Below are 26,093 nucleotides of genomic sequence, written 5' to 3'. Positions count from 1 at the left end.
TTCATTCGTAGCCGAACGAGCGCACGCGAGCTTCGTCGTCGGCCCAGCCCGAGCGCACCTTCACCCACAGTTCGAGGAACACCTTGGCATCGGCCAGCTTCTCGAGCTCGACACGGGTTTCCATGCCGATGCGCTTGATGCGCTCGCCCTTGTCGCCGATCACCATAGCCTTGTGGCCGTCGCGCTCGACCACGATGGTGGCGGCAATGCGCAGCAGGCGCTTCTGCCCCTTCTTCTGGGGCGGCTCTTCCTCGAACTTGTCGATGATGACGGTCGAGGTGTAGGGCAGCTCGTCGCCGGTCAGGCGGAAGAGCTTCTCGCGCACGAGTTCGCCGGCCAGGAATTTCTCGCTGCGGTCGGTCAGCTCGTCCTCGTCGTAGAACCAGGGCTGCTCGGGCAGGTACTTCTCGCAGATGCCGAACAGGCGCTCGACGTCCTTGGCGCTCTTGGCCGACATCGGCACGAACTCGGCGAAGGCATGCTTGGCCTGCATGGTCTGCAGCCAGGGCGCGATGTCGCCGCGGCGGTGCACGTTGTCCAGCTTGTTGGCCAGCAGCACCGTCGGAATGCCCTTGCCGAGCAGCTTGAGCACGCGCTCGTCGGCCGGCGTGAAGCTGCCGGCTTCGACCACGAAAAGAATCAGGTCCACGTCGCCGACCGCGCCCTGCACGGTCTTGTTGAGCGACTTGTTCAGCGCGTTGGCATGCAGGGTCTGGAAACCCGGCGTGTCGACGAACACGAACTGCGTGGCGCCCAGCGTGCGCATGCCGGTGATGCGGTGCCGCGTGGTCTGCGCCTTGCGCGAGGTGATGCTGATCTTCTGGCCGACCAGCGCGTTGAGCAGCGTCGACTTGCCGACGTTCGGCTTGCCGACGATGGCGATGAGGCCGCAATGTTGGGGACCGCTGGCGGGCGAACCGCCTTCGGCGTCTTCGGGTTCCGCTACGGGATTGATAGCATCGTTCATTCTGATTTCACGCGGCGCCGCGTGCCTTGAGCCGGATCAACATGGCGGCGGCCGCCGCCTGCTCGCCGGCGCGGCGCGAACCGCCGATGCCGCGTTCGCGAAGGCCCAACTCGGGCACCTCGCACTCGACATCGAAAGTCTGCTTGTGCGCAGCGCCCAGTGTGGCGGCCACGCGGTACACCGGCAGCTTCATTTTGTGACCCTGCAGCCATTCCTGCAATTCGGTCTTCGGGTCCTTGGCCGCGGCTTCCATGCGCGGGTTGATCTCGACCGCCTCGTAGAGCCGGTGCACCATCGCCTGCGCGGCGGCGAAACCGGAGTCGAGGTACACCGCGCCGATCAGCGCTTCGAGCGCATCGGCCAGGATCGACGGCCGGTTCGGCCCGCCGGAGCGCGCCTCGCCCTCGCCCAGCTTCAGCAGCGGCGACAGCGCCAGCCCCACCGCCAGGCGGTGCAGGGTGTCCTGCTTGACCAGGTTGGCGCGCACGCGCGAGAGATCGCCTTCGGGCAGCGCCGAGAGGCGCAGATAGAGCAGATGCGAGACCGCCAGGTTCAGCACCGAGTCGCCGAGGAATTCGAGGCGCTCGTTGTGGTCGGCCGAGAAGCTGCGGTGCGTGAGCGCGAGCTGGAGCAGCCGCGGGTCGGAGAAGGTGTACTGGAGACGCGCCTGCAGCGCGACGAGGCTGCCGTCCACCTTTTTCAGCGCCGCGTTCAGCGGGACTCGCCCTTGTATTTGAGGGTCAGGTAGGCCGGGCCGAACAGGGGAATCTCGCGCTCGTACGCGTACGACACGACCACCTTGTCGCCGACCTTCTTGATGTCGAGGTCCTTGCCGCTGACCGACTTGAAGTCGTCGATGGCCTGGGCGCGATCGAAGATGGCGCGCACTTCGGGCACGGTGGAGCCTTCCTTGGCCTTGTTGGCGGCCTTGTCGATCGCCTGCCACTCGATCAGCGTCGGAATGACCTGTGCGACGACCACGCCGAGGCAGCCGAGCACGGCCGCGACGAACACCAAGCCGACGAACGAAATACCACGTTGCCGCGCAGCGCTGCCGCGCACAGACCGATGTGTTCTCATGCCCTCTTACCCCTCGAACAATGCTGATGAATGCTTATTGGAACGGACCGATGCGACCCAGATCGCCGAAGTTCATCCAGACAAAGAAGGCCCTGCCCACGATGTTGCTGTCTGGCACGAAACCCCAGAAACGCGAGTCGGCCGAATTATCGCGGTTGTCGCCCATCATGAAGTAGCTGCCTACGGGCACCTTGCAGACGACGCCCTCCACCGAGTAGCGGCAGTTCTCGCGGCCGGGGAAGTCGCTGGCGCCGGGCACGAAGGACGGGGCCGTCTCGTCGTTCAGGATCTTGTGCTTCCTGCCGAGCAGGTCTTCGTCGTACTGCTTGAGTAGGCGCATCGATTCGCTGTCGAGGTAGTCGGCCGCGGGCTGCTTGGACACCGGCTGGCCGTTGATCGTGAGCTTCTTGTTCAGGTAGGCCACTTCGTCGCCCGGAATGCCGACCACGCGCTTGATGTAGTCCATGCTCGGCTTGGGCGGGTAGCGGAACACCACGACGTCGCCGCGCGCCAGCGGCGTGCCTTCGGTGATCTTGGCGTTGATGACCGGCAGGCGCAGGCCGTAGGTGAACTTGTTGACCAGGATCAGGTCGCCGGTCAGCAGCGTGGGCATCATCGAGCCCGAGGGAATCTTGAAGGGCTCGTACAGGAACGAGCGCAGCAGGAACACCACCAGGATCACCGGGAACAGGCCGGCGGTCCAGTCGAGCCACCAGGGCTGCATCAGCAAGCGCTCGCTGGCCTTCGCGTCGGCGGTGTCGACCTGCTTGATGCCCTGCCCGGCCAAGCGCGCGTTGCGCTCGGCCAGCGAGGCTTCCAGCGCGGCGGCTGCGCGCTCGCGCTTCGGCAGGAAGAAGAAGCGCTCGGCCACCCAGTAGAGGCCGGTGATCACCGTGGCCACGAACAGCAGCAATGCGAAGTTGCCTTCGATCGCGCCGAAATACCACGAGCCGACATAGCCGGCAAAAGCCGCGAGGACCAGGGAGGTGATGAGTGCCATTTTTTTGATCAGTCTTCGACTTGCAGAATCGCGAGGAAGGCCTCTTGCGGGACCTCGACGGAGCCGATCTGCTTCATTCTTTTCTTGCCCGCCTTCTGCTTCTCGAGCAGCTTCTTCTTGCGGGAGATGTCGCCGCCGTAGCACTTGGCCAGCACGTTCTTGCGAAGGGCCTTGATTGTCTCACGCGCAATGATGGTGACCCCGATGGCGGCCTGGATCGCCACGTCGTACATCTGGCGCGAAATGATCTCGCGCATCTTCGAGACCACCGCCCGGCCGCGGTACTGCGACTGGCTGCGGTGCACGATGATGGACAGCGCGTCGACCTTCTCGCCGTTCAGCAGGATGTCGACCTTCACCACGTCGGAGGCGCGGTACTCCTTGAACTCGTAGTCCATCGACGCGTAGCCGCGGCTCACCGATTTCAGCTTGTCGAAGAAGTCGAGCACGATCTCGCCGAGCGGCATCTCGTAGGTCAGCATGACCTGGCGGCCGTGGTAGGCCATGTTCATCTGCACGCCACGCTTCTGGTTGGCCAGCGTCATGACGGAGCCGACGTATTCCTGCGGCATGTACAGGTGCACGGTGACGATGGGCTCGCGGATTTCCGCCATCCGGCCGACGTCGGGCATCTTGGACGGGTTCTCGACCATGATCACTTCGCCGTCATTCCTGACCACCTGGTAGACCACGCTGGGCGCGGTCGTGATCAGGTCCTGGTCGAACTCGCGCTCCAGGCGCTCCTGCACGATCTCCATGTGCAGCAGGCCGAGGAAGCCGCAACGGAAGCCGAAGCCCAGCGCCTGGCTCACTTCGGGTTCGTAGCGCAGCGACGAGTCGTTGAGCTTGAGCTTTTCGAGCGCGTCGCGCAGCGAGTCGTACTCGCTGGCTTCGGTCGGGTACAGGCCCGCGAACACCTGCGGCTGGATCTCCTTGAAGCCGGGCAGCGCCTCGGTCGCCGTGGCTGCCGCACCGCCGGTGCCGGGCCGGATCAGCGTGACCGTGTCGCCGACCTTCGCGGCCTGCAACTCCTTGATGCCCGCGATGATGTAGCCCACCTCGCCGGCCTCGAGCGACTCGCGCGCTTCGTTGGCGGGAGTGAAGACGCCGATGCTGTCGGCGTTGTACATCGCGCCGGACGCCATCATCTTGATGCGCTCGCCCTTCACGAGCCGGCCGTCGACCACGCGCACCAGCATGACCACGCCGACGTACGCGTCGAACCAGCTGTCGACGATCATCGCGCGCAGCGGACCGTCGGGATTGCCGCGCGGTGCGGGCATGCGCGCGACGATGGTCTCGAGAATGTCGTCGATGCCGACACCGGTCTTGGCCGAGCACGGAATCGCGTCGGTCGCATCGATGCCGATCACGTCTTCGATTTCAGTGCGCGCGTTGTCGAGGTCTGCATTGGGCAGATCGATCTTGTTGAGCACGGGCACCACTTCGACACCGAGGTCGAGCGCGGTGTAGCAGTTGGCCACCGTCTGCGCTTCGACACCTTGCGATGCATCGACGACGAGCAATGCGCCTTCGCATGCGGACAGCGAGCGACTCACTTCATACGAGAAGTCGACGTGGCCCGGCGTGTCGATCAGATTGAGGTTGTAGACCTGTCCATCGCGCGCCTTGTAGCGCAGCGCAGCGGTCTGCGCCTTGATGGTTATCCCACGCTCTTTTTCGATGTCCATCGAATCGAGCACCTGCGCTTCCATCTCGCGTTCCGCGAGGCCGCCGCAACGTTGGATCAAACGGTCTGCGAGCGTCGACTTGCCATGGTCGATGTGCGCAATGATCGAAAAATTTCTGATGTGATTCATCAACGGGAACGCTTAAGTACTTGAATTGGCTCGGACGCAGAGTGCGACGGGCAAGAAAAAAGGGCGCGTCTTCTGGAGACGCGCCCTGAACCAACAAGCAATGGCAACTGCAGTAGTTGGAACTTCATTGTAGGCAAAAAGGGAGGCACGTACATCCGGGAACAGGGTCCAAAGGGGTCGTTGCAGGTCCACAACATCAAAGATATGAACAGGTTATCAACAGGATCGGTGGAGCAGTCTATGAACAACTTGTGGGCGATCTGTGGACCACCGGTGGACTGCTGTCTGACATCTCGCATCGTGGATGCCAGTGCACTCCTTATGCGCTGACTGGCTGCACCGAGCGATCTATTCTACCGAAATTCGTCCTAAGCCTGTTTTAAAGTTAGTTTCCACTAACAAAATCCGCCGCTTTTTCCGTCCAAGATTTTTTTCATGGCCGGCGCAAGAACGTCGTAAACACCTCAAAAAAACGGCCCCAAACCCGACTGCCGGGTGGGGCCACTTGACGCCAGCGCCAGATCAGCGTGCGGGCCGGATCAGGGCGTACTGCGCCCAATCGCCCCGGCGGAACAGCACGCTGAGCGCCTTGTTCTTGTCGGCCTTCCCCACGGCAGACTCGAATTCGCGGGTGTTCGCCACCTCGGCATTGCCCACGGAAAGAATGATGTCGCCCTCGCGCAGACCAGCCCGCGCCGCTGCTTCGTTGGCGGCATCGACCTTCACGCCGCCCTTCAGCTTGAGCTCTTTCTTCTGCGCATCGCTGAGGTCGCTCACGGCCAGGCCGAGCGACTTCGCGGCGGCGGAGGCCGGCGGCTTCGGCGCCGGCTCGTCGCGGTCGCTCGCACGCTTGGCTGGCTTGTCGGGCTCGATCTCGGCAATGGTCACGCTCAGGTCGCGCGACGCGCCGCGGCGGAACACCGTTAGCGTGCTCTTGGTGCCCGGCTTGGTGTTGCCCACCAGGCGCGGCAGGTCGCTCGGCTTCTCGATGGCCTTGCCGTCGAACTTGGTGATGACGTCGCCCGGTTCCACGCCGGCCTTCTCGCCCGGCGAACCTGCCTCGACACCGCGCACCAGCGCGCCCTGCGCCTTGCCCAGGCCGATGGCCTCGGCCACGTCCTTGGTGACCTGATCGATCTGCACGCCGATGCGGCCGCGCGAGACGCGCCCGGTGGTGCGCAACTGGTCGCTCACGCGGATCGCTTCGTCGATCGGGATCGAGAACGAGATGCCCATGAAGCCGCCCGAGCGCGAGTAGATCTGGCTGTTGATGCCCACCACCTCGCCGCGCATGTTGATGAGCGGTCCGCCCGAGTTGCCGGGATTGATGGCCACGTCGGTCTGGATGAACGGCAGGTACTCGCCCGTGTCGCGCTGCTTGGCGCTCACGATGCCGGCGGTGACGGTGTTCTCGAGGCCGAACGGCGAACCGATGGCCATCACCCATTCGCCCACGCGCAGCCTGGAGATGTCGCCGACCTTCACCGCGGGCAGGCCCGTGGCTTCGATCTTCACGACCGCCACGTCGGTGCGCTTGTCGGCGCCGACGATCTTGGCCTTGAACTCGCGCTTGTCGGGCAGCGTGACCAGCACCTCTGAGGCGTCTTCCACCACGTGGGCGTTGGTCATCACGTAGCCGTCGGCCGTCAGGATGAAGCCGGAGCCCACGCCGCGCGGACGTTCCTCTTCCTGCGGCTGCTGGGGCCGCTTGGGGGTCGGGCCCTGGCGGGGCTGGCCCGGCGCCGGCTGGCCGAAGAAACGGCGGAAGAACTCCTGCATTTCCTCGTCCATCTCGCCGTTGCCGCCGCCGCGTTGCGCGACTTTCTCGACCGTGCGGATGTTGACGACCGAAGGCCCGACCTGGTCGACCAGATCGGTGAAATCGGGCAGCGTGCGCGTCTGCGCATGAACGGATTCGACCGGCAGGAAGGTGGCGCCCGCGGTCAGCGCGAGTGCAAAAGCCAGCAGGCCGGAACGAAGCTTGTGTCCCTCGACTTTGAAGATCATCGGTTTTCTTTCAAAAGAACAGAGCGGCGGAAAACAGTTGCTATGAGTCTGCGCTACACGCTTGGTTCAGCGCAACTTGGCGCCCATGCGGCCCGACGCCGTCAGCGTGTGCGCGCCAGGCTCTGCGCGAAGGCGTTGAGTGTCTGCGGCGGCACCTCGCCCACCGCGGTCAGCCACCAGTCGCTGGCCGGCGCGGGCAGGCGGCGGCGGATCGCGTTGGTCGCGCCGATGGTTAGCACGCCATCGCGCGGCGCACGGGCGGCGTCGTAGCGCTCGATGAAGAGCGATACCGAGGCCAGGCCATCGGAGAAGGTCCACTGCACCGTTGCGGTGTCCTGCTTCGCCTTGCCGCTGCTGTCGTCGGCAGCGGCGGCCATCGGGCGGCGGAAGAAGCTGCGCGGCTTGAAGCCGGCAACGGGCGTGCTGAGGGTCCAGCCCTCGTCCTGCGCGTTGCTGCGCTCCAGCTCGAGCTTCTCGATGCGGTAGCCGGTGGTGTTGGCCATCATCTGCGACAGCGCCTGTGCCTTGACGGGCGCGTCGAGCTGCAGCTCGGAGAACGCCGACTGCTCCACCACGCGCGCATCGCTGTCGATGGTCTGCAGCTTCACCACCAGCCCGGAGCGGCGCTCGCTCCAGATGCGGTAGCCGAAGCGCAGGCCGTCGTGCGGCACCAGTTGCACCACGTCGGCGTCGAAGCCGGCCACGCGGTCCTTGCCGATCGCGCGCACATCGTAGAAATCGCTGATCGACGAATCGGGCTTTTCCGGCAGGTTCGGGAAGAGGTCGAGGTTCTCGCGCTTCTCGACCTTGACGACCTTCGCCTCGGGCAGGAAGGTCATCACGTTGCGGTTGCGCCGGAAGGTCGAGCGCGGTGGCCCCGACAGGGCCTCGATGCGTTCGATCTGGTGCTCGCCGTCGCGCACGTGCCAGATGCGCGCGCTCGACAGGTCGCCGCCCGGCGCCGACACCACGAAGGTGCCCACGTAGTTGCGCTGGCGGGCCCCGGCGTGCATGCGCTGCAGCCACTCTGTCACGTTCATTGCCGGCGGTTCGTCGGTCTGAACCGGTGCGGTCGCACCCTTCGCATTCGCAGCACCCGAGCGGGTCTGTGCGGTGGCGGCCTGCGCAAGGCAGAAAGCGGCAAACACAAGCACGCAGGCGCGTGCGGAGATCGGCATCTGAACGGTCATTACGGGCGGCTGCGGGGGCGCGCGCTCAGCGCGTCGGACCCTCGAAAGTGGCGTTGCGCAGGAAACCGGAAGGCATTTGCGACGCACCGCCGGCTTGCTGGTGCGCTTCGAGCAACTGGTCGAGCCGCGGATCGCGCAGCATGACCTGCGGGTTGCCGTTGCCGACGATCACGCGGGTGGGCGTGAGCGTGTTGGCTGCGGGCTGTTCGCTGTTCACGGCCACGGCCACGGCCGCCAGCACCGAATTCACTGCCGGCTGCACCTGCTGTTGCTGCACCGCGGCCATCTGGGCACCGGCTTGCGGCACCGCCGCGCCGTTGCCGACCAGCGTCCAGCTGATGGCGGCCACGGCCATCAGCGACGCGGCACCGGCCACCAGCTTCCAGCGGAACACCGGCTCGTTGGCCGCCTCGGCCCTGCGCTGCACTGGCAGCGCGACAGGCGCGGCTGCCGGCACCGGGGCCGGCGCAATCACCACGGGCTCCGCCGCCAGGCGCTGCTGGAAGCGCGTGAGGAATGCCGAGGTGTCGCTGCACGGCGCATGCGAGCCCGAGCGCAGCACATCGCCCGCCACATGGAACGCCTGCCAGGCCGCGCGGGCTTCGCCCTCGGCGCAGACCGCTTCGATCGCCTGCGCGAACGCCTCGCCCTGCAAATGACCATCCGCAAGTGCGGACACCTGTTCCCGAACCGTCATCGTCTGATTCATTTCATTCACCTGCTTACTTACCAACGCTTGCCGGACTGGTTGTCCAGCAGCGGTTTGACCCTGGCCGAAATGGCCTCGCGCGCCCGGAAAATACGCGAACGCACGGTGCCGATAGGGCAATCCATGACCTCGGCGATCTCTTCGTAACTCATGCCCTCGATTTCGCGCAGCGTGACCGCCTGCCGCAATTCAGCTGGCAGTGCTTCCATGGCAGCCTCGACGGCACTGGCGATTTCGTTCGCCGCCATGACCGATTCGGGGGTTTCGTCGGTGGTTGGTTCGTTTCCAGGACGGTAAGTTTCATCGTCGTCCTCAGAAGACGGCCTCAGGGCCGCTTCGGAGACGGTCGGATCGCGCTTCATGTCGACCAGCGCCTTCTTGGCGGTGTTGACGGCGATCCGGTAGAGCCAGGTGTAGAACTGCGCCTCGCCGCGGAACTGGTGCAGCGCGCGGTAGGCGCGAATGAAGGTTTCCTGCGCGATGTCCTCGACCAGGTCGACATCGCGCACCATGCGCCCGATCAGGCGCTCGATGCGCCGCTGGTACTTGATGACCAGCAGTTCGAACGCTTTCTGGTCGCCCGCGACGGTGCGCTGAACGAGCTGGAAATCGACCTCGCCCGGCCGCGGCGCTTCAGCGGGCGCGTCGGTCAGGCCGGAATCCGGCGGCACGGGCGGCGGAGAAGTGGTCATCGAGGAGGGTTCAGGGCGCGTCGGCGGGAGCCGTCGCGCGCCAGGTGTCGCCCGCAGGTGCTGCGGACGGGGGGCGCGAATATACCGCACGGCGCACGTCGCGCCAGCGTTCGGGCATGGCCCGCTGTTCGACCCAGAGCCAGCGCCGCGCGCGGCCCGGCTCGCTGAAACGAAGCAGCATCAGCGACTGGAAATCGAGCGCCACCAGCGCCCGCGCGGCATGCACCGAACGCGATGCATCGCCCGCGGAGAGCGACCAGTGAAGGCCGTCGAAATGCAGGGTGCCCGCACCGTCGCGGCGCAGGCCGAAGCCCGCCGCGACGCCGGCGAATGCAACGCTGAGAACCAGCAGCAGCTGGCGCCATCCGGCGCTATCCGAAAGATAGCAGGACGTGCCCGCGCAACAAGCGCCCAGGGCCCAAAGAACAACAAGGAGGCGAGTCGCGCCGCGCGAGCGCCCCACCGGGTAGGTCACCGACGGCGCGCTGTGCATGAAAGAGCAATGCTCAAGCGCGCTTGAACACCAGCGTGCCGTTGGTGCCGCCAAAGCCGAAGTTGTTCTTGACCGCGACGTCGATCTTCAGATCGCGCGCCTCGTTGGCGCAGTAGTCGAGATCGCACTCCGGATCCTGGTTGAAGATGTTGATGGTCGGCGGGCTCTTCTGCTCGTGCAGCGCCATCACCGTGAACACCGATTCGATCCCGCCCGCGCCGCCCAGCAAGTGGCCGGTCATGGACTTGGTCGAATTCACGACCAACTTCTTCGCGTGATCGCCGAACGCCAGCTTGACCGCATTGGTCTCGTTGAGGTCGCCGATCTGCGTCGAGGTGCCGTGCGCGTTGAGGTACTGGACCTGGTCGGCATTGACGCCGGCGTTGGCCAGTGCCATGGCCATCGAGCGGCGGGGGCCGTCGACGTCTGGCGCGGTCATGTGGTACGCGTCGCCCGTCAGGCCGAAGCCCGCGACTTCCGCGTAGATCTTGGCGCCGCGCGCCTTGGCGTGTTCGTACTCTTCGAGCACCAGCACGCCGGCGCCCTCGCCCAGCACGAAACCGTCGCGGTCCTTGTCCCAGGGACGCGAAGCCGTGGCGGGATCGTCGTTGCGGGTGCTCAGTGCGCGAGGCGCAGTGAAGCCGCCGATGCCGAGCGGGGAAATGGTCGATTCCGCACCGCCCGCGATCATCACGTCGGCGTCACCGTACTCGATCATGCGTGCCGACGTGCCGATGGCATGAAGGCCGGTGGTGCAAGCGGTGACCACGGCGATGTTCGGGCCCTTGAAGCCGTACTTGATCGACACGTGGCCGGAGATCATGTTGATGATCGACGCCGGCACGAAGAACGGCGACACGCGGCGCGGGCCGCGTGCAGCCAGTTCGGCGTGCGTCTGTTCGATCATCGGCAGACCGCCGATGCCCGAGCCGATGTTGCATCCGATGCGCACGGCTTTTTCATAGGACAGCGCTTCGCCGGTCGGCAGTCCGCTGTCCTGCACCGCCTGGATGGCGGCGGCGAGACCCAGATGAATGAAGCGGTCCATGTGACGCGCTTCCTTCTCCGAGATGTATTGGGTGATGTCGAAACCCTTGACCTCACCGGCGAACTTGCAGGCGAAGGCGCTTGCATCGAACGCGGTGATGTTCGCAATACCCGACTTCCCGGCCAACAGGTTGGCCCAGGATTCGGTTGCGGTGTTTCCGACAGGAGCGATGCAACCGAGTCCGGTCACGACGACGCGGCGTTTGGTCATGCCGGCAAACCTTTCTGGATGCGCTGAACAGTTGCCTGTCGGCGCGTGCGGTTTAGAGATAAGCCGCCGGCCGCAGTTGCAATCTTGTCAGCTGGCCTGTCAGGCCTTTTGATTCTTGGTGGCGTAGTCGACGGCGTTTTGCACCGTGGTGATCTTCTCGGCATCTTCGTCGGGAATTTCGATGCCGAATTCGTCTTCGAGTGCCATCACGAGTTCGACCGTGTCGAGCGAGTCAGCGCCGAGGTCGGCCACGAAAGCCTTTTCGTTCGTCACTTGGGACTCTTCCACGCCGAGTTGCTCGGCGATGATTTTCTTGACACGTGCTTCGATATCGCTCATTTGGTTCCCTCTGAGGGTTGTAGGTAATCGGTGGATTTTAGCCGGGCGCATTGTGGCATTTGCCGTGCACCCGGTGCGGGAAAGATTGCGCCTTGCGGCTACATGTGCATGCCGCCGTTGACGTGCAGCTCTTGCCCCGTGACGTAGGACGCCTGGGGCGATGCGAGGTAGGCCACCGCGTGCGCGATGTCGGCCGGCTTGCCCAAGTGGCCCAGCGGGATCTGCTGGAGCAGCGCCTGTTGCTGGGCCTCGGGGAGGCTGGCCGTCATGTCGGTCTCGATGAAACCGGGCGCGACGCAGTTGACCGTGATGTTGCGGCTGCCGAGTTCACGGGCCAGCGCGCGGGTCATGCCCGCAACGCCGGCCTTGGCGGCCGCGTAGTTGGCCTGGCCGGCATTGCCGGAGGCGCCAACCACGCTGGTGATGCTGATGATGCGGCCGTAGCGCTGCTTCATCATCGGGCGGATGACGGCGCGCGAGAGCGAGAAGACGGCCTTGAGATTGGTGTCGAGCACCGCATCCCAGTCGCTGTCCTTCATGCGCATGGCGAGCGTGTCGCGCGTGATGCCGGCGTTGTTGACCAGTACGTGGATCGCGCCGTAGGCCTGCACGATCTCGTCGATCAGCGCTTCGACGGCGGCACCGTCGTTCACGTCGAGCGCGCGGCCGCGGCCGCCGAATGCGCTGAGTGCCGACGTGATCTTGGTCGCACCTTCATCGGTGGTGCCGGTGCCCACGACCTTCAGGCCACGCTGGGCGAGCTCCAGCGCGATTGCCGCGCCGATGCCGCGCGTGGCGCCGGTGACCAGGGCGACTTGCCCTTCGAATTTGGGAATGCTCATAAGAAAAAGTGTCTGGCCTTGCCGGTCAGCCGGCGAGCGATTGTCGGGTGTCCGCGAGCGTGGCCGGGTCGTACACCGACGCGGCTTCCAGATCGGGGGCGATGCGCTTCACCATGCCGGCCAGCACCTTGCCGGGGCCGCACTCGATGATGGAGGCTACACCGCGCAGTTTCAAGGCCTGGACGCTCTCGACCCAGCGCACCGGACCGGCCGCCTGGCGCACCAGCGCGTCGCGGATGCGGTCGGCGTCGGTTTCCACCGACACGTCGATGTTGTTCAGCACCGGAATCTGCGGCGCCGCCAGCGGCGTGGACGCCAGCTTTTCGCGCAGCGCCTCGGCGGCGGGCTTCATCAGGCTCGAATGGAACGGTGCCGACACGGGCAGCAGCAGCGCGCGCTTGGCGCCGTTGGCCTTGAGCAGCTCGCAGGCCTTGTCGACGGCGGCCTTGCTGCCGGCGATCACGGTCTGCATCGGGTCGTTGAAATTCACCGCTTCGACGATCTCGGCACTGCCGGCACCGAAGCTGGCGGTGGCTTCCGCGCACCCGGCCACGACCTTGCCCGACTCCATGCCGAGCACGGCAGCCATCGCGCCGACGCCCACAGGCACCGCCTGTTGCATCGCTTGCGCACGGAAACGCACGAGCGGTGCGGCTTGCGCCAGCGTCAAAACGCCCGAAGCCACCAGCGCCGAGTATTCGCCCAGCGAATGACCGGCCACGACCGCGGGCGTGGCACCGCCTTCGGCCAGCCACGCGCGCCAAGCGGCCACACCGGCCACCAGCATCACGGGCTGCGTGTTGGTCGTGAGCGCCAGGTCTTCCTTGGGGCCGTTCTTGATCAGCGCGCCCACGTCTTCGCCGAGCGCGTCCGAAGCTTCGCGCAGGGTTTCGACAACGGCGGGGTGATCGCCCCAGGCGTCGAGCATGCCGACGGCCTGCGAGCCCTGACCCGGAAAGACAAAAGCAAAGGATTTCATTGTTTATGCGTCGTCTCGCATTGCAGGCGCCCTCTTCCGGGCGCCGCAACACACTACAGATTCAATAGCACCGCGCCCCAGGTGAAGCCGCCGCCCACGCCTTCGAGCATGAGCGTTTCGCCTTTCTTCACCTTGCCGGAGCGCACGGCCTCGTCGAGCGCCAGCGGGATCGAGGCGGCCGACGTGTTGCCGTGCTCGTTCACCGTGACGATCAGCTTCTCGCGTGGAAGCTTCAGCTTCTTCGCCGTGCCTTCCATGATGCGGATGTTGGCCTGATGGGGAATGAGCCAGTCGATGTCCGCTTCGGTCTTGCCCGCCTTGGCAAGCGTGGCGCGCGCCGCTTCTTCGAGCACGCGAACCGCGAGCTTGAAGACGGCCTGGCCGTCCATGTGCAGCAGCGGCGTGCCCAGCACATTGCCGCCGGACACATGGCCCGGCACGCAAAGAATGCCGACGTGCTTGCCGTCCGCATGCAGGTCGCTGGCCAGGATGCCGGGCTGTTCGCTCGCTTCGAGCACCACCGCACCCGCGCCGTCGCCGAACAGCACGCAGGTGGTGCGGTCGCTGAAGTCGAGGATGCGCGAGAACACTTCGGCGCCCACCACCAGCGCGCAGCGCGCGGTGCCCGTGCGGATCATGGCGTCGGCCACGGTCAGCGCATAGACGAAGCCGCTGCAGACCGCCTGGACGTCGAACGCCGGGCAGCCGGCAATGCCGAGCTTGTGCTGGAGGATGGCGGCCGACGACGGAAACACCATGTCCGGCGTCGAGGTCGCGACGATGATCAGGTCGACGTCGCTGGCCTTGCGGCCGGCGGATTCGAGGGCGTGGCGGGCGGCTTCGAGACCGAGATCGCTGCTGGTGACGTCCGGCGCGGCAAAGTGCCGCGCGTGGATGCCGGTGCGCTCGACGATCCACTGGTCGGAGGTTTCGATGCCGCGTGTCGCCAAGTCCTTGGCGAGATCGTCATTGGTCACGCGGCGTGGGGGCAGATAGCTGCCGGTGCCGGTAATGCGTGAATAAGGGGTCATCAAACGTGAAGGGCCGTCGCGTCGACCGGCGCCGCCGGTTCCTGCCGCGCGAGCAATGGCGCGGCGTGGGCGATGCGGGCCCGCACGCGATCGAGCAGGTTGTTGCGAGCGGCATCATAAGCGCGATCCAGGGCGTGCCCGAAAGCCACTTCGTCAGCCGAGCCATGGCTCTTGAAAACCAGCCCACGCAGACCCAAAAGTGCCGCACCGTTGTAACGGCGGTGATCCAGGCGACTTTTGAACGCTTTTAGAACCGGATAAGCAACGATGGCCGCAAGTTTCGTGAACACGCTTCGCGAGAATTCGACACGAATGAACTCGCCGATCATCGACGCCACGCCTTCGCTGGCCTTCAGCGCAACGTTTCCAACGAAACCGTCACACACCACGATGTCGGTCGTGCCCTTGAAAATATCGTTGCCTTCGACGTTGCCGTAGAAGTTCAGATCTTTCGAGTTGGCAGCCGTACGCAGCAGTTGACTGGCTTTCTTGATGGTTTCGCTGCCCTTGATGGCTTCCTCGCCAATATTGAGCAGGCCGACCGACGGCGCCTCGTTGCCGGTCAGCGCCGACACCAGAGCCGAGCCGAGCACGGCGAACTGAAGCAGGTCTTCGGCGTCGCAGTCGACGTTCGCACCCAGGTCGAGCACGGTCGTCGCTCCACCTTTTGCATTTGGTAACTGCGGCGCGATGGCCGGGCGGTCGATGCCGTCGAGCGTCTTGAGCAGGTAGCGCGCAATGGCCATCAGCGCGCCGGTATTGCCGGCGGAGATCGCGGCCTGGGCGACGCCGTCCTTGACCTGCTGGATCGCCACGCGCATCGAAGAGTCTTTCTTCTTTCGCAAGGCGATCTCGATCGGGTCGTCCATGCCCACCACTTCGCTCGCGGCGACGATGCGGGCACGTGGATGCGCGGCGAACCCCGCCAGTGCGGCCGGCGCACCGACCAACAACAACGAGGCTTCGCTGTGCCGCTCGAGAAACGCGCGGCAGGCCGCGAGCGTGACTCGCGGCCCATGGTCACCCCCCATGCAATCGACGGCAAGCGTGATTGCGGAAGGCGCAGCAGTGATTTCGGGGGAAGAAGGCGTAGCCATCAAAACAAAGGCCCGACGCTACGGCAAAAGTAGCTTCGGGCCTTGGCCTTGGGATGCGAGATCAGGCTTCGGACTTGTTCTTGAGCACCTGGCGGCCACGGTAGAAACCGTTGGGGCTGATGTGGTGACGCAGATGCGTTTCGCCGGTGGTCGGCTCGACAGCGATGCCGGGCACGACCAGCGCATTGTGTGAACGGTGCATGCCGCGCTTGGAAGGCGACTTCTTGTTTTGCTGGACGGCCATGGTGGCTCCTGGACTGTGAGGTGAGTGAAAGGGTGCGGGCTCAAGCGGTGGCAATGCTGTGACATGGCTGGCATGTTCTGATCTGCATTGCTGCTCACGGCGGCGCGCGCGAAGCCCATGATTATAGCCCAGCCTGAGGAAAAGAGCTACTTGCCCTCTTCCGAGCCTTTTTTCGGCGTGCGCGAACGCAACGCTTCGAGGGCGGCAAAGGGGTTCGGCTTGGCTTCTTCGGCCGCCTTGAAGTCCTCGTCGCTGGACGAAAGCTTGACCGGCGTGGGGCACACGTCGTGAACGGGCATGACGGGAATTTCCATCAGCAGCTCGTCCTCGATCAGGGCGTGGAGGTCGAAATCCCGGCTCACGACGAGCAGGTCTTCGTCGGATTCCTCGTCTTCGGTCTCCGCCGTGGCTTCGTCGGCCACGAAACGGAACCAGCGGTCCACGAAAAGCTCGGCATCGACCGGCGACAGGCAACGCTGGCAGACCAGCGGCACGACGGCTTCGGCTTCCAGGTGCATCCAGGACACGGGCTTGCCGTCGGCGCCGGGGCGCTCTTCCCCGGTGGCTTCCCAACGCACGACCGCGTCGGGCGCCGGGGCGGCCAGTTCGGCGGTCAGGCGTACATAGTCAGGCACCGGATCGGCGGCATCCAGGGTGGCGGCCGCGGCCGTAAAGGCAGGCACATTGAGCCGTTCGGGGGCAAATTCTCTCTTCATCCGCGCCAGTCTAGCGCGCCTCGCGCTTCACCGGCTCGGGACAAGCCTGAGGGAAAGCCGAGGGATTCAGGCGGCTCACGCACAATCGTCCCATGCAACGCACCGTGATCCTCGCCTCGACCTCGCGCTACCGCCGCGAACTGCTTACCCGCCTGAGACTGCCCTTCGACGTGCACTCGCCCGAGGTGGACGAAACACCGCTGCCCGGCGAAACGCCGCGCGACCTGGCCGTTCGCCTGGCCCTCGAAAAAGCCAACGCCGTGGCCGCCCGCTTCCCCGAAGCCGTGGTCATCGGCTCCGACCAGGTGGCCGACCTGGCCGGTGAAGCGCTCGGCAAGCCCGGCGACCATGAGCGCGCCACCACCCAACTGCGCCGCATGCGCGGCCAGACGCTGATCTTCCAGACGGCCGTGGCCGTGGTCTGCCGTGCTTCGGGCTTCGTCCAGCGCGACATCGCCCCGGTGCGCGTGGTGTTCCGCGATCTCAGCGACGCCGCCATCGAGCAGTACCTGCAGGCCGAGCAGCCCTACGACTGCGCCGGCAGCGCCAAGAGCGAGGGCCTCGGCATCGCGCTGCTGGAAGCCATCGACAGCGACGACCCGACCGCGCTGGTCGGCCTGCCGCTGATCCGCACCTGCCGGATGCTGCGCGCCGCGGGGGTGGATCTGCTGTGACGCAAAAAGGCAAGCTCTACCTCGTTCCGGCGCCGCTCGACTTCGGCTGCGACGTCCAGGCCCCGCTGCAGGACGCCCTGCCCCTGGGCACGCTGCAGACCGCCGCGGGCATCACCCACTGGATTTGCGAAAACGCGAAATCCGCTCGCGCCTACCTGAAACGCATCGACGCCGTCGCTCCGCTGGCGGCGCCGCTGCAGGCGCAGAACATCCAGGAACTGCCGCGCGAAGTGCACAAGAAAGGCGACCATGCCGGCCAGTTCGACGCTCGCCCCCTGCTGGCCGCCGCGCTCGAGGGCCACGACATCGGCCTGCTGAGCGAAGCCGGCATGCCGGCGGTGGCCGATCCGGGCTCGTCGGTGGCACGCGCCGCGCACGACCTGGGCCTGACCGTGGTGCCGTTGACCGGCCCGGTCTCGCTGCTGCTGGCGCTGGCCGCGAGCGGCCTCAACGGCCAGAACTTCGCCTTCGTCGGCTACCTGCCGCAGGACGCCGTCGAGCGCCAGACGCGCATCCGCGAACTCGAGGCACTGGCGCTCAAGACGGGCCAGACACAGCTCTTCATCGAAACGCCCTACCGCAACGCCGCGTTGCTGCAGGCGCTCGTGCAGACCTTGCAGCACAACACCCGCCTCGCCGTGGCGCGCGGCCTGACGCTGGCCACGGCCCAGGTGCGCAGCGAGACGGTCAAGTCCTGGCGCGCCGCCAAGCCGCAAGCCACCACCGACGAACGCCTGCCCGCCGTGTTCGCGATCGGCCGTTGACGATGGTGGCCGTCACCTCGGGCACGCGCTGGGCGTCGCGTGCGCAGTTCTTTTCCGCCGGCTTCATCTTCGCGACCTGGGGCGTGCATGTGCCCACCGTCAAGGCGCACTACGGCATCGACGAGGCGCAACTCGGGCTGGCCATGCTCGCGGCCGGCGCGGGCGCGATGTTCGGGCTGACCAGCGCGGGCCGCTGGATCGGCCGCCACGGCTCGCGCCGCGTGGCCGGCATCTGCGGCTGCATCTATGCGCTGCTGCTGGCCGGGCTGATCGCAATGCCCGGCTACGCCGCGCTGCTGGCCCTGCTGGCGGCCTTCGGCCTCGTGACGAGCGTGTTCGACGTGTCCATCAACACGGAAGCGGCCCAGCTCGAACTGCATGGCGACACGCCGCTCATGAGCGGCATGCACGGCATGTTCAGCCTGGGCGGCATGGCGGGAGCGGCCAGCGGCAGCGCCGCACTGGCGGCCGGCCTCGGCGCGCAGGCGCACCTGTTGATCGTCGCCGCGGCCATGGTGCTGGTGGTGGCGTTTGCCTCGACGCGCATGCTGCCCCGGCCCGCCACCAGCAGCGCCACCGAGGCCGACCACGGTTTCCTGCTGCCGCGCGGCACCCTCGCCGTGCTGGGCGCGCTCGCGGCACTGGGCTTGATCGCCGAAGGCGCGATCTACGACTGGAGCGTGCTCTATATGCAGCAGGAAATCGGCAGCCCGCAGCAGCAGGCCGCACTGGCCTACGCGAGCTTCTCCGCCGCCATGGCCGCGGCGCGTTTCGGCGGCGACGCGATGCGCGCGCGCTTCGCGCCGGCCACGCTGCTGCTCGGCAGCGGCCTGCTGGCTGCGGCCGCCATGACGCTGGTGCTGATCACCGACCTGCCCTGGCTGGCGCTGGTCGGCTTTGCGGGCGTGGGCGTGGGGTTCGCGAACGTGGTGCCGATCCTGTTCTCGGCCTCGGCGAAGGTGCCGGGTGTCGAGCCGGCGCGCGGCATTGCGTCGGTGTCGGCCTTGGCCTATCTGGGGTTCATGGCAGGCCCGGCAGTGATCGGGCTGCTGGCGCGGGCGACCTCGCTGACCGCCGCGCTCTATGTGGTCGTGGTGTTCGCCGCGGCGCTGGCAGCGTCTGCGCGCTACACCGCCAGCGGCGAAACCAGATAAGCGATCAGCGCAGGGCCGGCGCGGTGTGCATCAGGCGCACGGTGGTTTCGGCCATCGCCGCGCCGAACTTCTTGGCCAGCTTCTCGGCCACGTTGTCGCGCCGCGTGTAGTCGATCACCTCTTCGGCCTTGATGACCTCGCGGGCCACGTAGTCGACGTTGCCCAGCTGGTCGGCCAGGCCGTACTCGACGGCTTGCTCACCGCTCCAGAACAGGCCGCTGAACAGGCCGGGCGTGTCGAGCTTGAGGCGGTCGCCGCGGCCGGTCTTCACCACGTTGATGAACTGCGTGTGGATCTGGTTCAGCATGGTCTGCGCATGGGCGCGCTGCGCGTCGCTCATCGGGCTGAACGGATCGAGGAAGCCCTTGTTCTCGCCGGCGGTGAGCAGGCGGCGCTCGACGCCGACCTTTTCCATCACGCCGGTGAAACCGAAGCCGTCCATCAGCACGCCGATGCTGCCGACGATGCTGGCCTTGTCGACATAGATCTTGTCGGTGGCGGCGGCAATGTAATAGGCCGCCGACGCGCAGGTCTCCTCGACCACCGCGTAGACCGGTTTCTTGTACTTGGCCTTCAGGCGCTTGATCTCGTCGTTGATGATGCCGGCCTGCACCGGGCTGCCGCCGGGCGAGTTGATCAGCAACACCACGCCCTTGGCGCCTTCGTCCTCGAAGGCCGTCTTCATTGCGGCGACCACGAATTCGGCGCTCGCGTCACCGCCGTTGGCGATCTCGCCCTTGATCTCGACGACGGCCGTGTGCGCCGTGGTCTTGGCCGTGCTCGGCGCGCTGCGCGAGAGCGCGAGCCACGCCAGGAAGATGAAGAAGGCCAGCCACGACAGGCGCACGAAGGTCTTCCAGCGGCGCGTGGCTTTCTGTTCGTTCAGTGAAGCGAAGGCGAGCTTTTCGAGGGTGGCGCGCTCCCAACCGGGACGCTGCGTGGGGTCTTTGGCCATGTTCTTGGAGGGGGCCGGCTCAAATGGCTCGAACCCCGCGGGCTCGGTTCTGGTTGGGTCGGTCATGTCAGAAGGTCAGGGGGTGAAGGTTCCAGTCAGTATGCCAGTGCACCACGCCGTCATGCTCGCTCAAGGCGATCTTCACGAGGCCGCCGCGGCAAGGGCCGCCGGCGCATTCGCCGGTGTCGGGCTTGTAGACCGCGCCGTGCGTGGCGCACAGCAGCCACTGGCCGGTGTCGTCGAAGAAGCGGTCGGGCTGGAAGTCCATTTCCATCGCGACGTGGCTGCAGCGGTTGAGAAACGCATGCGGCAGGCCTTCGAAACGCACCGCGAAGGCGCGGCAGGTCTCGCCGCCATGGATCACGTCGAAAGGCACGGCCAGGCCGCCTTCGACCAGGTCGCCGGCGTTGCACAGCGGGATGCGTTCTTCACTCATGGCAACACAAGTCCCGGTTCAGGCGTTGTCGAGGAGCCACGCTTGCAGGTCGGCCACCGAGTGCGCGACGTGCAGCGGCTTGAATTCATCGAAGCTGGCGGGCTCGTGCGCGCCGTAGCTCACGCCCACGCTGGCGGCGCCGGCGTTCTGCGCAAGCTGCAGGTCGTGCGTGGTGTCGCCGATCATCAGCGTGCGTTCCGCCGTCACGTCGAGCTCTTCCATCAGCTCCAGCAGCATGCGCGGATGCGGCTTGCCGAAGGTTTCGTCGGCCGTGCGCGAGCCGTCGAAGCGGTCGCGCAGCGCCACCGACTTGAGCGCCTCGTTCAGCCCGCGGCGCGACTTGCCCGTGGCCACCGCCAGCTTGTGGCCGCGCGCACGCAGGGCGTCGAGCATCTGCAGCACGCCGTCGAACAGCACGAGGTCGTCCTGGTGCTGCAGGTAGTGGTAGCGGTAGCGCGCGCCGAGTTCGGGGTATTTCTCCTTGGGAACGTCGGGCGCCGCACGCGCGAGCGCCTCGGCCAGGCCCAGGCCGATGACCCAGGCGGCGTCGTTCTCGCTCGGCTTGGCGCCGCCGACGTCGACCACGGCGGCCTGGATGCAGCGCACGATCAGGCGCGTGGAGTCGTAGAGCGTGCCGTCCCAGTCGAAGGCGATCAGGTCGAAGCGAAGGGGTCTGGAGGTATCAGTCATGGGACGTGGGTGTGGGGTGTTGGGCCATCGCCTCGAGGGCGGCGGGCGACATCAGCGCATGCAGCTCGGGCGGCAGGTCGGCCTGCAGCGCCACGCGGTCGCCGCTGGCCGGGTGATTGAACTGCAGCCGCCAGGCGTGCAGAAACATGCGCTTGAGGCCGAGCTTCTGCAGGGCGCGCTGGCGATCGGACTCGCCGTACTTGTCGTCGCCGGCGATCGGATGGCCGGCCGAAGCCAGATGCACGCGGATCTGGTGCGTGCGGCCGGTCTTGATGGTCACGGCCAGCAACGACAGCGGCGCGGCGTCGCCCGGCAGCGCGAGCCGCGCCAGCACCCGCACCAGCGTGATGGCGCGCATGGCGTCCGGGTGGTCCTTGGCGACCACGCGCACACGGCGCTCGCCGGCCCCCGCGCCGGAACCGTCGGGCAACAGGTACTTGGCCAGCGGCGCGTCGAGCACCTTCTTGTTGGCGGGCCAGGCGCCTTCGACCAGCGCCAGGTAGGTCTTGCCGGTCTCGCGCTCGCGGAACTGGTCCTGCAACGCCAACAGCGCGCTGCGCTTCTTGGCCACCAGCAGGATGCCGGAGGTTTCGCGGTCGAGCCGGTGCACCAGCTCCAGGAACTTGGCGGCCGGCCGCGCGGTGCGCAGTTGCTCGATCACGCCAAAGCTCACGCCGCTGCCGCCATGGACGGCCACGCCGGCGGGCTTGTCGATGGCCAGCACGGCGTCGTCTTCCAGGAGCACCGGAAATTCGCGCGCCGGGGCGGGCGGCGTGGCGCCCTCTTCCGCGCGCGGCGACAGGCGAATGGGCGGCAGCCGCAGCACGTCGCCGACCTCGATGCGGGTCTCGGCCTGCGCGCGGCCCTTGTTGATGCGCACCTCACCCGATCGGATGATCCGGTAGACGTGCGTCTTCGGCACGCCTTTCAGATGGCGGAACAGGAAGTTGTCGAGCCGCTGCCCGGCGGATTCGGCGTCGACCGTGAGGAATTTGATGGCCGAAGGCGGCGCCCCGGCATCGCCCGAGGCTTTTTGGTCTGCGGGATTTGGAGCAGCCGCGGGGCCTTGCTTCGCACCTATAATGTTTTTCACCAGCGCGGTCATGTAAGTGCTTGATTAGACAGAAGTTTAGTCCACTGCCATCAAATACCCAGGGCGGCGCTGTGAGGTCGATGCCGCTTTGGCACCCAGCTGCAAACCCCGCGCAATTGCGCAAAGTGGCAGAGCAGGTGCCCAAGTCAAGCCGACACCCACGAAACACCGATACGGAATACCCAGCCTGCAGCTGACCAAGCTGCAGGCGGATCGAAGCGAGTCCCTTGTTGTGTTGATGCTGCTGATTCAAATTTGCCTGCGCTGGCCCACCTGGTTTCGACCAGCGGCCTCAGGCATTGAACTATCGGTAGCGCGCGCCACCCTTGCGCAACCAGCTATCAAAAAGATAGCTACCCAACACCGAATCTGGCTCGCGCCCATCCACGCGCCCCCACCCCGGCTGTCTTCTTGAGCTAACGTTCGAGAGGCCTGCTCGCGCCTGGCGCGGCAGTGACAGCATCCGGGGCCCAAGCGGCAATTCCCTGGTTTCGCGGGCGTCGTCCGTGCATCGTTGGCCCATCAAGGGCCGGTAGAACGATACATATAAGGACAACGCATCATGAAGCGGATGCTGATCAATGCCACGCAGGCCGAAGAACGCCGCCTGGCCATCGTCGACGGGCAGAAACTGCTCGACTACGAAATCGAAATCGAAGGGCGCGAACAGCGCAAGGGCAACATCTACAAAGCGGTCGTGACGCGCGTCGAGCCTTCGCTCGAAGCCTGTTTCGTCGACTACGGCGAAGACCGCCACGGCTTCCTGCCGTTCAAGGAAATCTCCAAGCAGTACTTCGCAGAAGGCGTGTCGGCCAGCCAGGCCCGCATCCAGGACGCGATCCGCGAGGGCCAGGAACTCACCGTCCAGGTCGAAAAGGAAGAACGCGGCAACAAGGGCGCCGCCCTCACCACCTTCATCTCGCTGGCCGGCCGCTATGTCGTGCTGATGCCGAACAACCCCCGCGGCGGTGGCGTTTCGCGCCGCATCGAGGGTGACGACCGCGCCGAACTCAAGGAGGCGATGGACCAGCTCGAGTACCCGAAGGGCATGAGCATCATCGCGCGCACCGCCGGCATCGGCCGCACCGCGCCAGAACTCCAGTGGGACCTGAACTACCTGCTCAAGCTCTGGAGCGCCATCGACGGCGCGGCCAAGGGCGGCAAGGGCGCCTTCCTGATCTACCAGGAATCGTCGCTCGTGATCCGCGCCATTCGTGATTACTTCAATCACGACATCGGCGACATCCTGATCGACACCGACGACATCTACGACCAGGCGCAGCAGTTCATGGCGCACGTCATGCCCGAGCATGCCGCCCGCGTGAAGCGCTACCGCGACGACGCGGCGCTGTTCAGCCGCTTCCAGATCGAGCACCAGATCGAGTCGGCCTACGCGCGCACCGTGCAACTGCCCTCGGGCGGCGCCATCGTGATCGACCATACCGAAGCTCTGGTCTCGGTCGACGTGAACTCGGCCCGCGCCATCAAGGGCGGCGACATCGAAGAGACCGCCACCCGCACCAACCTCGAAGCCGCCGACGAAGTGGCCCGCCAGATGCGCCTGCGCGACCTGGGCGGCCTGATCGTCATCGACTTCATCGACATGGACGAGTCGAAGAACCGCCGCGAAGTCGAAAGCCGCCTGCGCGACGCGCTGCGCCAGGACCGCGCCCGCGTGCAGTTCGGCTCGATCAGCAAGTTCGGCCTGATGGAAATGAGCCGCCAGCGCCTGAAGCCGGCGCTCTCCGAAGGTTCGTCGATCCCCTGCCCCCGTTGCGGCGGCTCGGGCCACATCCGCGACACCGAATCGAGCGCGCTGCAGATCCTGCGCATCATTCAGGAAGAGTCCATGAAGGACAACACGGCCGCCGTGCATGTGCAGGTGCCCGTGGAAGTCGCTTCGTTCCTGCTGAACGAAAAGCGCCCCGAAATCGCCAAGATCGAGCTCAAGCAGCGCGTCACCGTGCTGATGGTGCCCAACAAGACGCTCGAAACGCCGAACTACAAGCTCGAGCGCCTGAAGCACGACGACCCGCGCCTGGACCACATCGAAGCCAGCTACAAGATGGCCGACGAGATCGAAGACCCGACCTCGGTCACGCGCCGTTCGCAGGAGCCCACCAACAAGCAGACGCCGGTCATCAAGGGCGTGCTGCCCGACGCACCTGCGCCGGTGGTGCCGCCCAAGCCCGAAGCGGTGCGCGCGCCTGTCGCCGCAGCACCCGCGCCGGTCGCGCCGCCCGTGGTGAGCGCCCCGGTTCCGGCCCAGAAGGGTTTCTTCGGCTGGATCAAGAACCTGTTCGGCGCCACGCCGGAAGCCGAGGCGGCGCCCGCGCCGTCCGCGATCCCGGTCGAGGCACCGAAGCCCCGCCGCGACGGCCGTCCTGGCCGCGACGGTGAAGCGCGCGGCGGACGCGACGGCGAACAGCGCCGTGGTGGCCGCGGCGGTGAAGGTCGTGACGGCCGCGGCGAAGGCCGTGGCGAGAACGGCGGACGCTCTGGCGGCCGCGACGGCGAGCAACGCCGCGGCGGCCGTGGCGGCGAACGCCGTGAAGGACGCGAAGGTCGCGAGGGCCGTGAAGGCCGCAACAGCGAAATGCGCGCCGACGGCACGCCCAACCAGCCGCGCGAACAGCGTGAACCCCGCGAACAACGCGAGCCGCGCGAGCCCCGTGAAGCGCGCGCACCGCGTGACGGCGAACAACGCCGCAACGGTCGTGGCGAACGCCGCGAAGGTGAAGGCCGCAACCTGCCGGCGGAAGCACTCGACGGCAACGCCAACCTCGAAGCCCAGCAACTGGCGCCCGGCGCCGTCGCAGGCGAAGAAGGCAACACGGCAGAACGCGCACCGCGCGCCCGCCGTGAACGTGGCGAGCGCGGCGACCGTGCGGAACGCGGCGAGCGCACCGAACGCGGTGAGCGCAGCGACCGTGGCGGCGAACGCAGCCCCGAAGCCGGCGAAGCAGCAGCCCCAGGCGAACGCCAGCCCCGCAGCGGCCGTGAAAACCGTGAAGGTCGCAGCGATGAGCAGCGCGCACCGCGTGGCGACCGCAACGACGGCCGCCGCGAACGCCGCAACGATGCCCCCGAGCAGCTGAACGGCGAAGCCGAAGTGGCAGCCGCCACCGAAGCCACGCAAGACGGCGAAGCCAACGGCAACAACGAGCAGGCACCGCGCCGCGAAGGCGACGAGCGCCGCGGTCGTTCGCGTGACCGTTACGGCCGTGACCGCCGCGAACGCGGCCCGCGCGACGAGAACGAAGCCAACACGGCCGATGCACCGGTCGCGGCGGAAGCCGGCGAAGCCCAGGAAGCCCCTGTGTCGCGCCAGCCCCAGCCGATGGTCTCGGAACGCGCCGAAGAGGCCGTCGCTGTTGCAGCGGTCGCCGCACCGGAAGTGCGCGAGGCCGCTCCCCAGCAGCCGCGCGCCGAGCGCCCCGCGCCGGTCGCCCCTGTGGCGGTTGCCCCTGTCGCGGTTGCCGCGCCGGCAGCGCCGATCGTGGCCGAAAGCGCCAAGGCACCTGCCGCCGCGCCCGCAGCCACCGCCGCCAATGGCCGCGCACTGCCCAAGGTCCAGCCCTTCGAACTGCCGCTGGCCGACCTCGCGCAGATCGCCGAAGGCTCGGGCCTGCAGTGGGTCAACTCCGACGCCGAACGCATCGCGCAAGCCCGCGCCGCGATCGCCGCCGAGCCGAAGCCGGTGCACGTGCCGCGCGAACGCCCCCCGGTGGTCGTGCTCGACGAAGGCCCGCTGGTGCTGGTCGAAACGCGCCGCGACCTCGGTTCGATGTCGCTGCCGTTCGAGCAGGCCGCCGCTGACGCACAGCCGCAGCAACGCATGCTCTGAGCGACACACGCTCCCA

Annotated in this window: 26 protein-coding genes; 4 read left to right on the top strand and 22 right to left on the bottom strand. The window is 66.6% G+C overall.

The window, feature by feature from the left end; genetic code table 11:
• Position 1 precedes the first annotated feature (1 nt).
• From era to BM013_RS05885, 18 genes are all read right to left on the bottom strand, one after another.
• Positions 2–967, bottom strand: coding sequence for a GTPase Era (gene era, locus BM013_RS05970; protein ID WP_093124088.1), 966 nt, complete (start codon positions 965–967; stop codon positions 2–4).
• Positions 968–974: 7 nt separating this feature from the next.
• A complete protein-coding gene (gene rnc / locus BM013_RS05965; protein WP_093124086.1) occupies positions 975–1,661 on the bottom strand; it encodes a ribonuclease III in 687 nt (228 codons plus the stop codon).
• Positions 1,662–1,678: 17 nt separating this feature from the next.
• Positions 1,679–2,047 (bottom strand): DUF4845 domain-containing protein, encoded by a 369-nt coding sequence (locus tag BM013_RS05960; protein ID WP_093124083.1) that lies wholly within the window; start codon positions 2,045–2,047, stop codon positions 1,679–1,681.
• 34 nt (positions 2,048–2,081) lie between these two features.
• Positions 2,082–3,047, bottom strand: coding sequence for a signal peptidase I (gene lepB, locus BM013_RS05955; RefSeq protein ID WP_093124081.1), 966 nt, complete (start codon positions 3,045–3,047; stop codon positions 2,082–2,084).
• A gap of 8 nt (positions 3,048–3,055) precedes the next feature.
• Positions 3,056–4,867: a translation elongation factor 4 gene (gene lepA / locus BM013_RS05950; protein ID WP_093124079.1), complete on the bottom strand. Its 1,812-nt coding sequence runs from the start codon at positions 4,865–4,867 to the stop codon at positions 3,056–3,058.
• Between the two features lie 522 nt (positions 4,868–5,389).
• On the bottom strand, positions 5,390–6,874 hold the full coding sequence (locus BM013_RS05945) for a DegQ family serine endoprotease (protein WP_093124077.1): 1,485 nt from the start codon (positions 6,872–6,874) through the stop codon (positions 5,390–5,392).
• A gap of 101 nt (positions 6,875–6,975) precedes the next feature.
• On the bottom strand, positions 6,976–8,064 hold the full coding sequence (locus BM013_RS05940; protein WP_093124074.1) for a MucB/RseB C-terminal domain-containing protein: 1,089 nt from the start codon (positions 8,062–8,064) through the stop codon (positions 6,976–6,978).
• Positions 8,065–8,089: 25 nt separating this feature from the next.
• Complete coding sequence (locus tag BM013_RS05935; RefSeq protein WP_093124072.1) at positions 8,090–8,773, bottom strand: sigma-E factor negative regulatory protein; 684 nt, start codon at positions 8,771–8,773, stop codon at positions 8,090–8,092.
• Positions 8,774–8,790: 17 nt separating this feature from the next.
• Complete coding sequence (gene rpoE / locus BM013_RS05930; RefSeq protein WP_093124069.1) at positions 8,791–9,465, bottom strand: RNA polymerase sigma factor RpoE; 675 nt, start codon at positions 9,463–9,465, stop codon at positions 8,791–8,793.
• A 10-nt stretch (positions 9,466–9,475) separates the two neighbouring features.
• Complete coding sequence (locus BM013_RS05925) at positions 9,476–9,958, bottom strand: hypothetical protein (protein ID WP_093124067.1); 483 nt, start codon at positions 9,956–9,958, stop codon at positions 9,476–9,478.
• A 13-nt stretch (positions 9,959–9,971) separates the two neighbouring features.
• Positions 9,972–11,216, bottom strand: a complete 1,245-nt coding sequence (gene fabF, locus BM013_RS05920; RefSeq protein WP_093124065.1) for a beta-ketoacyl-ACP synthase II — start codon at positions 11,214–11,216, stop codon at positions 9,972–9,974.
• 99 nt (positions 11,217–11,315) lie between these two features.
• Positions 11,316–11,555 (bottom strand): acyl carrier protein, encoded by a 240-nt coding sequence (gene acpP / locus BM013_RS05915; protein ID WP_007830471.1) that lies wholly within the window; start codon positions 11,553–11,555, stop codon positions 11,316–11,318.
• Positions 11,556–11,653: 98 nt separating this feature from the next.
• Positions 11,654–12,397, bottom strand: a complete 744-nt coding sequence (gene fabG, locus BM013_RS05910) for a 3-oxoacyl-ACP reductase FabG (RefSeq protein ID WP_093124062.1) — start codon at positions 12,395–12,397, stop codon at positions 11,654–11,656.
• A gap of 25 nt (positions 12,398–12,422) precedes the next feature.
• Positions 12,423–13,376, bottom strand: a complete 954-nt coding sequence (fabD, locus tag BM013_RS05905; protein ID WP_093124060.1) for an ACP S-malonyltransferase — start codon at positions 13,374–13,376, stop codon at positions 12,423–12,425.
• A gap of 53 nt (positions 13,377–13,429) precedes the next feature.
• Positions 13,430–14,407 (bottom strand): beta-ketoacyl-ACP synthase III, encoded by a 978-nt coding sequence (locus BM013_RS05900; RefSeq protein WP_093124057.1) that lies wholly within the window; start codon positions 14,405–14,407, stop codon positions 13,430–13,432.
• Positions 14,407–15,504, bottom strand: a complete 1,098-nt coding sequence (plsX, locus tag BM013_RS05895) for a phosphate acyltransferase PlsX (RefSeq protein ID WP_093124055.1) — start codon at positions 15,502–15,504, stop codon at positions 14,407–14,409. Before plsX ends, BM013_RS05900 begins: the two co-directional genes overlap by 1 nt.
• Positions 15,505–15,565: 61 nt before the next feature.
• Positions 15,566–15,748, bottom strand: a complete 183-nt coding sequence (rpmF, locus tag BM013_RS05890; RefSeq protein ID WP_007830466.1) for a 50S ribosomal protein L32 — start codon at positions 15,746–15,748, stop codon at positions 15,566–15,568.
• Between the two features lie 146 nt (positions 15,749–15,894).
• Complete coding sequence (locus BM013_RS05885; RefSeq protein ID WP_093124053.1) at positions 15,895–16,464, bottom strand: YceD family protein; 570 nt, start codon at positions 16,462–16,464, stop codon at positions 15,895–15,897.
• Positions 16,465–16,556: 92 nt separating this feature from the next.
• On the opposite strand from BM013_RS05885, the gene BM013_RS05880 reads away from it, so the two are divergent.
• The 3 genes from BM013_RS05880 to BM013_RS05870 are packed head-to-tail and all read left to right on the top strand — an operon-like array spanning position 16,557 to position 19,056.
• On the top strand, positions 16,557–17,138 hold the full coding sequence (locus BM013_RS05880) for a Maf family nucleotide pyrophosphatase (RefSeq protein ID WP_093124050.1): 582 nt from the start codon (positions 16,557–16,559) through the stop codon (positions 17,136–17,138).
• A complete protein-coding gene (locus BM013_RS05875; protein WP_177225426.1) occupies positions 17,135–17,902 on the top strand; it encodes an SAM-dependent methyltransferase in 768 nt (255 codons plus the stop codon). The genes BM013_RS05880 and BM013_RS05875 overlap by 4 nt, the downstream gene beginning before the upstream one ends.
• Before the next feature lie 2 nt (positions 17,903–17,904).
• Complete coding sequence (locus BM013_RS05870; RefSeq protein WP_093124045.1) at positions 17,905–19,056, top strand: MFS transporter; 1,152 nt, start codon at positions 17,905–17,907, stop codon at positions 19,054–19,056.
• 4 nt (positions 19,057–19,060) lie between these two features.
• On the opposite strand, the gene BM013_RS05865 is transcribed toward BM013_RS05870, so the two are convergent.
• The 4 genes from BM013_RS05865 to BM013_RS05850 are packed head-to-tail and all read right to left on the bottom strand — an operon-like array spanning position 19,061 to position 22,230.
• Positions 19,061–20,077: a S49 family peptidase gene (locus BM013_RS05865; RefSeq protein WP_093124043.1), complete on the bottom strand. Its 1,017-nt coding sequence runs from the start codon at positions 20,075–20,077 to the stop codon at positions 19,061–19,063.
• 1 nt (position 20,078) lies between these two features.
• Positions 20,079–20,447, bottom strand: coding sequence for a Rieske (2Fe-2S) protein (locus BM013_RS05860; RefSeq protein ID WP_093124040.1), 369 nt, complete (start codon positions 20,445–20,447; stop codon positions 20,079–20,081).
• An 18-nt stretch (positions 20,448–20,465) separates the two neighbouring features.
• Positions 20,466–21,137: an HAD family hydrolase gene (locus BM013_RS05855; RefSeq protein WP_093124036.1), complete on the bottom strand. Its 672-nt coding sequence runs from the start codon at positions 21,135–21,137 to the stop codon at positions 20,466–20,468.
• Entirely contained in the window at positions 21,130–22,230 is a 1,101-nt protein-coding gene (locus BM013_RS05850) for an RluA family pseudouridine synthase (RefSeq protein ID WP_093125168.1), read from the bottom strand. Before BM013_RS05850 ends, BM013_RS05855 begins: the two co-directional genes overlap by 8 nt.
• A 562-nt stretch (positions 22,231–22,792) precedes the next feature.
• Between BM013_RS05850 and BM013_RS05845 the strand changes: the two genes are divergently transcribed.
• Positions 22,793–26,077: an Rne/Rng family ribonuclease gene (locus BM013_RS05845; RefSeq protein WP_093124034.1), complete on the top strand. Its 3,285-nt coding sequence runs from the start codon at positions 22,793–22,795 to the stop codon at positions 26,075–26,077.
• The last annotated feature ends 16 nt before the right edge of the window (positions 26,078–26,093 follow it).

The organism is Variovorax sp. OK605 (assembly GCF_900115445.1).
GTDB lineage: Bacteria > Pseudomonadota > Gammaproteobacteria > Burkholderiales > Burkholderiaceae_C > Variovorax.
The sequence above is the reverse complement of the archived record's forward strand: the minus strand, read 5'-3'. Positions and strand labels throughout refer to the sequence as shown.